Genomic DNA, 12,815 nt, shown 5'->3' on the forward strand with positions numbered 1-12,815 from the left:
TAAGAGAATGAAAAAATTAATGATATTAATGTTCTTAAGTATTGGCTTTATTTTCAATACTTTTGGACAAATAAATTTACCTCAGGGTGAAGAGATAGTTAGCGGTAAAATCAGAGTAAAATTTACGAAAGATGCCGTCAATGCTTCATCCAATATGAGGTTATCTTCATCCAACGGAAGAGTTGGAATTGCTCATGTGGATGATGTGAATCAAAAAACGGGAATTTACTCTATTAAAAGAGTCTTTCCTTTTTCAATGAAGCATGAAGCAAAACATATAGAATATGGATTACACCTTTGGTATGAAATAGACTTTGATACGCTCATCGACCCTTATGTAATGATCGAAAATTACAAAGGTTTAGCGGAGATTGACATTGTAAAGCCAGTCTATTCAAAAATCAATATAAACAATGACTCTAAACCTGTAGTCTTCAAAAAAGACGCCTTTAAAACAGAAAGCACATCAGAAGAAGAGTTTAAATTTGACGACCCTCTTTTAACAGATCAGTGGCATTATATCAACCACAGAGAAATTGGAGGTGAGTTTCATATAGATATCAACCTCAAAGAAGGGTGGGAAATCCAAACGGGTAACTCTGATATTATTGTAGCTGTTGTCGATCAAGGTGTTGATCCTTATCATGAGGACTTAAGTGCTAACATGTGGGTCAACGAAGCCGAATTGAATGGTACTCCAGGAGAAGATAGCGATGGAAACGGCTATGTGGATGATATTTATGGCTATAACTTTATTGTTCCCGGACCGATAACTCCAGGTGACCATGGTACTCACGTAGCAGGTACAGTTGGTGCTGTAAACAACAATGGAATAGGTGTTGCAGGTGTAGCCGGTGGTGATGGTTCTGGCAATGGTGTGAAAATTATGTCATGCCAAGTATTTGACTACAGAGAAAGAGATGGAGCTAACTTCGCCGAAGCTATTGTATATGGAGCAGATAACGGTGCCGTAATTTCACAAAACTCTTGGGGGTACAATACGGAGAACTATTATGAACCAGAAGTTTTAGAAGCCATTCGCTATTTTGTAGCTGAAGCAGGTCAATACGAAGGAAGCCCGATGAAAGGTGGTGTTTTATTCTTTGCCGCTGGTAATACTGGCTTAGAGCAAAATAAGTATCCAGGTGCGTTTGACGAAGTAATTGCGGTTTCTGCATTGGGACCATCTGGTTTGCCTTCTTACTATACCACTTACGGTGAATGGGTTGATATTGCTGCTCCAGGTGGTGATATGAGAAATTTTGACCAAGAAGGAGGTATCTTAAGTACGCTTATCAATAACAACTACGGATACATGGAAGGTACTTCTATGGCTTGTCCTCATGTGAGTGGTGTAGCGGCATTAATTATTTCAAAGTTTGGTGGTGAAGACTTTACTGCTGACGACTTGAAAAGAATTCTACTGAATTCAGCTGAGCCTTTTAACTTCAGTAATCATGATAATAAATTTGGCAGAGGAGTATTAAACGCTGCTAATGCGTTAGCCGATGATAACAGAATTCCTCCAAATGCTATTACAGATTTACGCACCTCAGAAATTTTGCATAATGAGGTTACATTAGAGTGGACTGTACCCGAAGATGAAGATAGCCAAGGACCAAGTCTCTTTTATTTAGCTTTTTCTACGGAAGAGATTACAGACGAAAATTTCAATCAACAATTAATTTTTGGAATTGAAAATTACCTTGCTGAAGGTGATACAGTTCGTATTCGCTTTAATCAGCTACTCAAAGAATCTGAGTATTGGTTTGCTTTAAAATCGGCCGATCAGTTTACTAATATATCTGATATTTCAAATATCTTAAAAGTAACAACAGTAGATGAACCTCATTTCATGTCATCAACAGATCAAATTTATGTTTCAATTGATGTGAAGGAGAAAACAACAGCCGAAGCACCGTTGGAATTTTCAAATGTAGGAGATGGTACTGTTTACTGGGCTGCAGTAGTAACCAATGAACATAACTACCATGAGGAATTTGGCATAGAATCTCAATCAACAGCAGCAGTGGCACAAACAGAAGTAAACAAAGTGTTGAGTATGCCATTGAATTATAACAATGAGGTTTCATTAAATACTGTAGAACAGACTGCTGAATTTGCCACTTCTGAAGATGTAGGCGATGTAGGAGAAGGGGTATTACATTCAAATGAGCATTGGAAAAATGATGTTACAGAGTTTACATCAGGAATGTCTTATGAATTGTATGAAGGTCCAAGTATCATTGTAGGTTCAGGTAACCCAAATTCAGGACTCATCTATGCCACAAGATTTCATATTCCTTATGATTACGAATTCAATTTAACTCATATTGAACTAGGAATGCTTCCAACAGTAAGCGATAAACCATTCTTTATTGAGGTAAGAAAAGGAGGATATAGAAATTTCTTAGAATCTGAGTTAGTATATACACAGGAGTATTACCCTGATACTACCGGTGTAATGAAATATTACAGAATGCCATTATATGAACCTCAATTTTTTGAAGAGAATGAAACGTTCTGGACTGTCATTCATTTCCCTAAAGAAATTGAAAGGCCAATGTTATTACAATTTGGTTTCATTCCATCTGAGGTCGATAACTTTTTAATTTCTAGAGATAACGGTAGAACTTACGAATCTGCTGTAAATCTTTCAGGTAGAAGTACTATTCCATTATTGAGAGTTTTAAGTACAGGTAATAACGGGTCTTTTGTATTTATAGATCCTGTATCGGGTAAAGTTCAATCCGGAGAAACAGAAGCGGTAAATGCAACAATTGATGCTCAATCATTAACCAATGGTCAACATCTTGCATCCCTTGGAATCCGTACAAACGACGTCCATAAACCTGTTGTTAATATCGAAGTTAAAGTGGATGTTTCTGGTCAAGACCCTGAGATTGACCTTTCAAAACAATATGAATTGAACTGCTTTACTAATGTTGAGACCGAACATGAAATTGAATTAGTCAATAGTGGTTTTGGTGATTTTGTAATTCGAGAGTATGAAATTGATGGACATATCATTACGTTAGAGGATTCATTGGTCGTAGGAGCTAAGTCTACTCAGAATTTTACTTTTGACTTTTCTAGTGAGAGTAATGGTATTTTCAGAAAAGATTTAATCTTGCACTCAGATAACAGCCAAATCAGTATTCCTTTGACCATTTCTAGTGTTGTTCCTCCAAATATCAATGCCGTATTAGAAGCTACTGCATTTGATATCAATTATGGTGAGCAGAAGGATGTTACATTGACGCTTGAAAATACAGGTTCACAAGCAGATCTGGAATATGACTTAACAGCATACAGTCAATTAGCACTAAAAGGTGGAGTTCTTCCTCAACCATTAGAATATTCTATCAAAACAAAACCTTTTGATGGAGAATTATGGGATGAAATCAATCAAATTGGTCAATCTATGGACACGGAGAAGACACTGGAAACCTATGACTTCGGTATGGAATTTCCATTCTTTGATCAAATGTTAAGTAAGATCGAACTCTCCAATACGGCAAGGTTATTCTTTTACAATTTTATGGCATGTGTCCCTCTAAAATTTGAAGATGGTTTTCAGCGTGCAGTGGTTATGAAGTACCATTCTTATGGTGATAAGTTTGTTATTTCAATGCATACCAATCATGTAATCTATAGTGACTCTAAGTTTAATGTAACAAACGCTAACTTGAAGTATCAAATTGTTTTCCATAGAAATGGTTTGATTGAATACAACTATCTTAATGTAGAAGACATTAAGCCGGAAACAAGATACAGAGTATATACGCTTGGGTTCTTAGTTACTGACACTTTGATGTACAAAGATTTTGATGATGAGCCATTGACAAATGGTACGACTGTAGCATTTGAGCCTAACTCAGATATCAATATGGTATATGATATCACACCTTCAAAAGGAATTATTACTCCTGGTGGAAGTGTTGATTTAAAAGTTACTTTAGACCCTGAATTTAACAAACAGATTAATGGTAGTTATGAAAATACTATCGTCGTAAAATCAAATACTGTTGCAGGATCAACTGAAGTTCCATTTAAAGTAAATGTGCTTGGTCTATCTGAAATGCAAGCCTCTGACTCTTTAGTTTTTAATGATGTCAAAATTGGTTTAGATCGTAGAGGATTTATCGAATTAGAAAACTCAGGTTCTGCACCTGTTACAATAACTTCAATCTCTTCTACTAATAGTTCATTCTCTTTTGATGAAGAGTTATTAGATACAGAGATTAAAGGGCAATCGAATTATCCTCTTCCAATTCTATTTACACCTAACTCTACAAATGTAGAAGAAGGGAAGCTAAATATCATCTTCAACGATGGAACGATTACACAAACTTCATTATTAGGTAATGGAATCAATGATGCCGATTTCTCACACAACTTACCATCAGAAATTGTTGTAGATGCTTCAATTGGGGAATTGATAAACTATGATGTTTTCATTCAAAACGAAAGTGAAGGTGTAGATTTCGAATACGTGATTCAGGAAGGACTTTTCACTGAATTGAATAATGAATCAATCCAAGATGATTTCGATAGTACAACCTATGGTTTTATGCAAGATGATTTTGGTTATACTTGGCATACAAGTAATACTGAAAATGACTTTTACCGTTGGGAAAACCTTTCAAATGAAAAAGTATTACCATTGGTAGATGGTAAACCTGTTGAGATTGAACTTCCATTTGAATTCCCATTCTACGGAGAAAAGTATAGTAGTATATGGGTGTCAATCCATGGTATGGCTTCTGTACTTCCTATGGAAGAGGATTACTTATATCAAAGTTTCGTAAAAGATGATGGTGTTAGTGGTATTATTGCACCTTTCTGGTCTTACTTACAATATTCAGGAACCGATAGTGTTTTTTATAAATTAACTGATGAAAGTTTAGTGGTTCAATGGAATGACATTATTGGTAAAGATGCAACTTCAAGCCCAGGTATTCTAAGTTTTGGTTTTGAGATATTAAAAGATGGACGAATTTATTTCCATTATAAAAAGTTAGAAAATTGGGGCGGTTTATTGAGGTATGGTTTAGAGAGTCCAGATGAGAAATATACATTGCAAGATGAAGATGTTATTATTGTTAATCAATCTTTCTTAAAAGATCGCTCTTCTATTGCAATAGTTCCTCCAATCCACCACAAGGTAGGAATAGACTCGAAAGATTCTTATCAACTTTCTTTAAATACTTCAAGATATAACTACTCAGGTACTTATGTCGATACTCTAAGAGTGAGAACTAATAGTGAAATCAAACCTTTGATTGAAGTTCCAGTTCAAGTCAACCTTACAGGAACACCTGAATTATCCATCTTGAATAATGTAGATTTTGATGAAGTGGTTTTTGAAGAGAATTTAATTATCTCTGAGAAAATTCAACTGATGAATAGTGGAAACAATGATATAGAAGTCTCTAAAATCACCACTACAGATCTTGAAAATGTGGAGTTTTTCGACGAGGCTGGCAATAAAATGATCATGAATAGTTCTGGAGTTTTATTAGCACCTATCACGATTGCACCATGGGAAGTTGTTGATATTGCATTTACACTTCCTATTTCAGAGCAAAGTGATTTAAATGGAAAAGTAAACTTCATCAATACTACTGGAGAAAAGTCTGCCACTATCACAGCTTACCTTGTAGATTCTCCAATCTTCAACTGGGATGCTACAGACCAAGAATTATCATTAAGAAGTACAGATACAACAACATACTCTTTCAACATTGATAATGAGGGTACTTCAAAATTGAAATATTCAATTGTCCCAGCAGTATTACCAGAGATTGACCCTACTTTGATTCCTGGTGTGATTGATGAGATAGGAGAGATCAAGACTACAAATGGTTTGGCCGTAGACTCATTAGCTTTGGATTGGAGTGAGGAAGCAGATGGTGTGTTTACTCCTTTTGTAGTGGGTGCTCAATTAGCATTTGCAAACCGTTTTGTGGCTCCTGAAGATGGTTTTGATATCACTCATGTAAAGGTTTATTCTTATATTCAGAATATCAATGAATATGTTCGAATCATGATTAGTCAAGGTGGTGAATTACCTCAGGAAGGCGAAGTACTATTGGATCAGAAATTTCAAATCAGTGAAAAAATTGATGAAGATTGGATGTATTTCGAATTGGCACAACCTTTCCATATTCCAGAAGGAGAAACGTTCTTTATAGGAGTAGGGCTACCAGTTACGAATAAGTATATGGGCTTTAATTCTTCCGAAGATAGAGCTTTATTAGACAATACCTTTAGTGGTGTGTTCGGAGGAGAAGAGAATAATGGAAAATACAGTTGGTGGCAAGCAGCAGGATACGAGAAGTTTGTATGGAAAATTAGACCATTAACAGCAAGTGCTGAAAATAATTGGTTAACCCTTGATCACAAAGAAGGTGTTTTATCAGAAGGTGGACAAGTAGAAGTGACCGCAACAGTTAATGCTTCAGGTGCAAACCCTGGCTTAAACACTGCATCAATCATTGTTTCATCAAATGATATCAATAACAAGGGTAAGGTTGTAAAAATGAACGTATCAGTAAACGGGCGTCCAACATTTGAATATACTCCAAATAACTACCAAGATACTTTAAGTGTGATGGAAGATGGAGAATATACATTTACTTATCTTTTTGAAGATCCTGAAGAAGATCAGATGACCATTCAGATCGATTCAAATGATATACAAAATATCGTGTATCAATTCCAACAAGATGGACCGAATACTGCTTCACTAAAAATCATTACAAATTATGAAAGTGAAGGATTATATCACTTACCTGTCTCAGTTATTGATGAATTTGGTAATGTTACCAGAGATACAACATTGATTCAAGTAACACACAAGAATAGACCTCCAGTGTTGAACCCTGATTATGCTATCATTAGAATCAATTTAGCGGATACTATTCAAACCGTTACGATTGACCCTTATGAACTGTTCATCGACCCTGACGACAACGAAATGCAGTTTTTCGTTAGAAATGACAGTGAAGATGTGATTGATTTAGCATTAGGACAATCTTATATCCACATCACTCCATTAAAAGAAGGAGTGGGACAGGTGTTATTTGTAGCCCATGATGGTTATGATGATGGTCTTGTGGGATATTTCGTTTATGTTGAAGTCATTGATGATCCTTCAGCAGTTATGAATTCTACAGATACCAATGGACAACCTATTCATATAGATCTTGGGTCTTTTGATCAATCCACTGTTTACCCTAACCCTGTTACTGATGGCAAAGCAATATTGGCCTACAAAGTTGAGAACGATACAGATGTACAACTTGAAGTCGTGAACATCAACGGTAAGAGCGTTTACCAAAAATCTTACACTCAGCAAAAAGCAGGTATGCATTCTGAATTAATTCCTCTTGCTAACTTACCAAAAGGAGTTTATGTATTGAAGATTAATGTTGACAACGAATATGTCAAGTCCCATAAACTTCTCATTAAATAATATTGAATTGGATAATACAGCAAATGCACTAAGTTTTCTTAGTGCATTTCTTTTTTCATTTGAATTGGAATAGCAAATACACAATAAATTAAATATCTGTAGTGCTTTCCTTGGCCTTGAAGGGTAAAGCGTGAAGAGTTTCATAGAATGAGCCGTTTGAATCATTTAGACGAAAGGAATGGAATTTAGCTTTTGATTTCTAAGCCTTGAGGCTGTTTAAAAGTTGACGGATATTTCGTTTACAATGCAAAAAAAAGACAGTACCAAACCAAGCGTTTAGTACTGTCTTTAATATATCGTTAATCTAGTAAGATTAGATTATTGTCTCTTCGTAATTTCGTCTCTTAATTGAGCAGCTTTCATATAATCTTCTTCGTCAATTGCCTTTTGGAGCATTTTATTAAGTTGATCTAATGAAACAGAAGAAAGGTCTCCACCACTTGACTCAGAAACAACACTACTTTCATCTTCCTCTTCAACACCTTCAAAGTCTTCAATCTCTAGATCATCATCTTCCTCAAGTTCATCCTCAATATGATCTACTTCATCTTGTTCCAATTCTTCAACTTGAATGCCAGCTTCACCCATAATATTCTCATAAGCATAAATAGGGGCGTTGAAACGGATTCCAATAGCTACAGCGTCAGAAGGACGAGAATCTAAAACAATTTCCTCTCCATCGGCAGTGATAATATGAATGTCAGCATAAAAAACTCCTTCTTTCAAATTAGAAATCTGAATATGATTAATTGATGCTCCTAATTTTAATGCGAAGTTTTTAAACAAGTCGTGGGTCATTGGTCTGTTAGATGAAATTTTTTCGATCTCCAATGCAATAGCTTGTGCTTCAAACATACCAATAATAATTGGTAGTCTTCTATTTCCATGTTTCTCTCCAAGTACCAGAGCAAATGAACCATGCGAAGTATGGCTAGCTGATAGCCCTAATATTTCTAATCTTACTTTATTCAAGACGTTTTTTATTAATTTCTACACAAATCTAAACATTCTAAGCAAAAATCTAAATTGAATTTTGCTGACTTAGCTGTTTTATCGCAATATCTAGCTCATCCATAGTGTCTACTTCACTCAAAGTTTGTTCAGAAAGTGGAGTAATTAATTTAATATTGGCATCTTCAATCACTTCTCTCAAACTCTTTTTACCAAAAGCTAAAGCTTGTAATAAATGTAAATAAGCTCTTGGTTCCCAAATTCCTAATAGGGGTTGAGGGTCACCTGTATTTGTCGATTTATACAATGTAGCCACTTTTGTAGGATCCCTTTGTTCTATTAAATGCATAATAGTTTTATCATCAACAAAAGGTAAATCTACAGCAACGGTTATCCAAGCTGCATTGGGGTTATGCCTAAAAGCAGTAAGAAGTGCACCGAATGGGCCTAAATTTAAAAAAGTATCGGGTAGTAAATTCAACTGATCAGAAAAAGTATTGACCTGATCAGGTCTACAAGACATATAAGAAGCATTGGTGTACCTCGAAAGGATTTCTTTCATATGAAAACGTTGTTCCTTTCCATGGTAATTGATCTTTGCTTTATCTTTGCCTCCCATTCTTTTTCCTCTACCACCAGCAAGAAGTAATCCATTGATCTGACCTACGTCTGCCTTTATCTTGCTTTCAATAACTTGACAAATATGATGTATTTTTTCAATAGGGAAAGCCGGTTTCTGAAGAATATTATGGATGCGTTCTTGCAAAATCTCTGGAATATCAGCCTCAGTAGTTCCATCTGCATAAATAATACAAAGAACATTACTTAGTCGGCTAATTTTTCGACTAATTTTCGAGGTGTTTTCCTTATCGATGATAAGAATCTGCTTTGATGCTTTAAAATGATTACCATTAATGAACGCTACATCGATATCATTTAACACGACATGTCTTTCATTGACACTTAAAGCTTTCTTTACATCAATTCTAGAAAATGTAATTTTATCAATTATCTCAACTCTCGATTTATGAGATAATGAAGTCTGAGAATCTACACCCAGTTCTTTTTCAAGTTCCGAGAATTGATGATCACAATCAATGTAACCAATGTTCCAATTTTTAGACAAACTCTCTGTCAACCTAAAAATCAGCTCCTTTATTTTACTGGAAGAAGTACCTAAAAAAGCAACTTCAGTTCTACAGAACCTTCCAACTTTTGGACGTACTAAATCGTTATCCTGCATAAGATCTTTGGTTTATTCTCTGTAAAGTTACAAACATTGACTATAGGTGCAAAATCATTTTCACGTTGAAAAATCTTTGCGATAATGTATTCGGAACAGCATATTGAGTACCATCATATGTCGATACCCAAGTATGAGAAATCACATTGTTATTCCCCAATACATTTAATATTTCAACCCCAATAGAAAGATTTTTCAAGAACTCTTCACTAGGGTTTTCAGCTTGCTTATTTAAAGCTATGATTTTTTGAAAACCAACATCCAACCTCATATAATCATTTCCTCCACTAAAAGAATTTCTTAATTCTGGATTGTTAGGAGGGCCAAAAGGAAGACCTGATCCATACATAAATCTCAAATTCATTCTCATAGTTGGGTTATTAGGTAAATGATCTTGGAAGAACATCGTAAATGTTACTCTTTGATCGGTAGGTCTTCTAATATATCCGCGTGGATCTCCGTCCACTTTTTCTTTTGTACTCATCACACTGAGCGATACCCAAGACTGAGTCCCAGGAATAAACTCACCACTTAAACGTGTATCAATTCCGACAGCATAAGCTTCTGCTTCGTTTTCTCCAGAATATCGAATTCTAATATTATCGACATCATAAGGAACCACATTCCACATCTGCTTATAATAAACTTCTGATATCAATTTAAAAGGACGTCCCCATTGTTCAAAATTATAATCAATACCACCAATGAAATGCATTGAACCTTGGGCTTTCAAATTCAAATTGAGTGTACCATCAGGTCTTCTCATTTCTCTGTAGAATGGAGGCTGATAATAAATACCTGATGCAAATGAGAATACTATATCCTTTTCCCACTCCGGCCTAAATGTATATTGTAAACGTGGGCTAACATTCAATTCTTCATTGATGGACCAAAATGTACCTCTTAAGCCTAACGTGAAACGGTGAAGTTCATTATTAGAAAGATAAGAACTCTGTAAATAGGCTGAATAACGCTGAGATGTGATGTGGTTCACGGCTTGTAATTGATCTTCCACTGATATTACATAATCTGCAGAATCTTTTACCTTATACTCATTCAAATTGTCTTCAATGTCTTCAAACTTTGCTTGAAAACCTAATTCAGTCTTCCAGTTTTGATTATGCTCATATACATTTCGGTTTTCAATGATAAACACATTACCTTTTAAAGTGTTCCTCGAATACTGAAATTCACCACCTAATCCTTTTTCAGTGACATTTCCTGTAATTCCATTTTCTAAATCTTGTAAATCACTAATTCTATAACCACTTTCCAGATTACTTCTCTCTCTTTCTTGTGTGATCATAGCCGACGCAATCAAGTTACTTGTCAGGCTTGGATTGAAAGTATGAATCAATTTCACTCCGCCTTGGAAAGTATCATAATCCAACTGTTCCTTACCTTCAAAACCAATGGTAAGGTTATTAATTCCTTCTCCAGTTTGGAAGTTGGTACTACGAGTAGAAGGGAAGACGCTATATCTATTGGCTCCATAGGAGAGAATCGCATCAATAAATGTTCTTCCATATTTTTCTTTCCCCGAAATATCAAAACTTAAATAAGACTGTACATCACCAAATCTTGGTTTATATTCTCCTTGAGTTTGTAAAGTACTTAATAGGTATTCAGTCGATTTATAACGTGCACCAATAATGGCAGAATGTTTTTTATTTTTCGAAGCTCCCTCCAGAGTAAGTGACCCACCAAGCAAAGACGCTTCTAGGGTACCTCCAAAATCAACAGGCCTTTTGTATTTAATGTTCAATGATGAAGAAAGTTTATCACCATACTTTGCTTCCCAGCCTCCTGACGAAAACTCAATAGCTTCCACCATATTAGTATTGACAAAGCTCAGGCCTTCTTGTTGTCCTGCTCTAGCAATAAAAGGCCTATAAATTTCTATATTATTGACGTAAACTAAATTCTCATCAAAGCTACCTCCACGTACAGAATAATCAGAAGATAGCTCATTGTTAGAAGCAATACCAAGAGCACCCGATGCTACCAATTGTTGGGTAAACTCACCATAACCAACTGGTATTTCTCTTAAGTCTTCACCTTTTACAAAAACAGTACTTGCTTTATCTCTTAATTCTTTTTGCGTTTTATCACTAGAAACCTCAACTTCTTTCAAATGATAGATTTGTTTAAATAATCTTGCATCAAGTGTTCTGATTTCATTTTCAGATAATCTAATCTCAAATGCTCTAGGAGAAAAATTAGGGTGTGAAAAGAAAATTGTGATGGTAGAATCAGCAGGTAAAGTAAGAATATACCCTCCTTTATCATTGGTCAGGTAAAAATTTTGTTTGTTTTTGCCTTCTTGAACAATTGCAGATCGAATAGGCATTCCTACTGAATCTATCAAAACTCCTCGCAAAGTAGCTGTCTGAGCTTTTAAATCTTGGGCAGCTCCAGCAAGTAAAACGAGTAATAGGACACAAAAAGATAGACTAAGTTTTTTTAGCATAATTGCAAAAAACGGTATTAAAAAATTACAATACTTAAAATAAAGTACATCTAAAAATTAATCTAATTTAGTGAAATTAAAATCTAGTTTACATTTTACACGTAATTTATCTAAAAAGTTAAGTTATTTTTGCTTTTTATATTTATATTAAATTCACGTTACGAACTTAATTAATTAAAAAAGAGATAATGAATAGCAATATTGTCGATAATGTACGAAATTATTTTGGTTCAGAATTTCCCGAAGAAGTGGCATTGGATCAAGCTTATCTTCATATGGGTATATTCATGGGTTGGGTAATCAAAATGGACTTATATAGCGATGATTATGAGGATGAATATGGCGCTCAGATTATACACTTCATGAACAACGAGATTTCACCAATTATTCTAGCAGCTACACTCGATGGCATTATCGATTATTCACTTTTCAGAGAAACATTGAAACCCTTTGTAAGATCTTATTATGGGGGAGGACAATATTTGATGGATTACCAAAAAACATTGTCTGAGGGATTAAACTCAATGTTTCATGTAAAAGACAGTTCGGAGAATTTTGACACTATGAAAATGGTCATCTCCAACCGATACCAAGACTGGCTCACTTCTTAATCACTCCTTTTTTTGACTTTTTTTTTAGAATACTTTTTATTTCACCTTTTAAATTGTGTC

5 protein-coding genes are annotated in these 12,815 nt (G+C 35.0%); 2 read left to right on the forward strand and 3 right to left on the reverse strand.

Annotated elements, in window-relative coordinates; all coding sequences use genetic code 11:
- Positions 1–7 precede the first annotated feature (7 nt).
- Positions 8–7,480: a S8 family serine peptidase gene (locus PL77_RS09130; protein WP_082026461.1), complete on the forward strand. Its 7,473-nt coding sequence runs from the start codon at positions 8–10 to the stop codon at positions 7,478–7,480.
- A 318-nt stretch (positions 7,481–7,798) separates the two neighbouring features.
- Here the strand turns inward: PL77_RS09130 and PL77_RS09135 are convergent, their stop codons facing one another.
- Genes PL77_RS09135 through PL77_RS09145 form a run of 3 tightly spaced genes read right to left on the reverse strand, consistent with a single transcriptional unit; the run spans position 7,799 to position 12,144 of the window.
- Entirely contained in the window at positions 7,799–8,452 is a 654-nt protein-coding gene (locus tag PL77_RS09135; RefSeq protein WP_044203980.1) for a bifunctional nuclease family protein, read from the reverse strand.
- A 49-nt stretch (positions 8,453–8,501) separates the two neighbouring features.
- Positions 8,502–9,674, reverse strand: coding sequence for an NTP transferase domain-containing protein (locus tag PL77_RS31505; protein ID WP_052444280.1), 1,173 nt, complete (start codon positions 9,672–9,674; stop codon positions 8,502–8,504).
- 40 nt (positions 9,675–9,714) lie between these two features.
- The gene (locus tag PL77_RS09145) at positions 9,715–12,144 is read right to left on the reverse strand and encodes a TonB-dependent receptor (RefSeq protein WP_044203982.1); all 2,430 of its coding nucleotides are present in this window, start codon (positions 12,142–12,144) and stop codon (positions 9,715–9,717) included.
- Between the two features lie 188 nt (positions 12,145–12,332).
- On the opposite strand from PL77_RS09145, the gene PL77_RS09150 reads away from it, so the two are divergent.
- The gene (locus tag PL77_RS09150) at positions 12,333–12,755 is read left to right on the forward strand and encodes a hypothetical protein (RefSeq protein ID WP_044203983.1); all 423 of its coding nucleotides are present in this window, start codon (positions 12,333–12,335) and stop codon (positions 12,753–12,755) included.
- Positions 12,756–12,815 lie beyond the last annotated feature (60 nt).

This window comes from Flammeovirga sp. OC4, assembly GCF_000812565.1.
In the GTDB taxonomy this organism is placed as follows: Bacteria; Bacteroidota; Bacteroidia; order Cytophagales; family Flammeovirgaceae; genus Flammeovirga.

Coding starts and splice junctions, on each gene's coding strand:
- PL77_RS31505 (WP_052444280.1), bottom strand. CDS start 9,674: ATGCAGGATAACGATTTAGTACGTCCAAAAGTTGGAAGGTTCTGTAGA.
- PL77_RS09145 (WP_044203982.1), bottom strand. CDS start 12,144: ATGCTAAAAAAACTTAGTCTATCTTTTTGTGTCCTATTACTCGTTTTA.
- PL77_RS09150 (WP_044203983.1), top strand. CDS start 12,333: ATGAATAGCAATATTGTCGATAATGTACGAAATTATTTTGGTTCAGAA.
- PL77_RS09130 (WP_082026461.1), top strand. CDS start 8: ATGAAAAAATTAATGATATTAATGTTCTTAAGTATTGGCTTTATTTTC.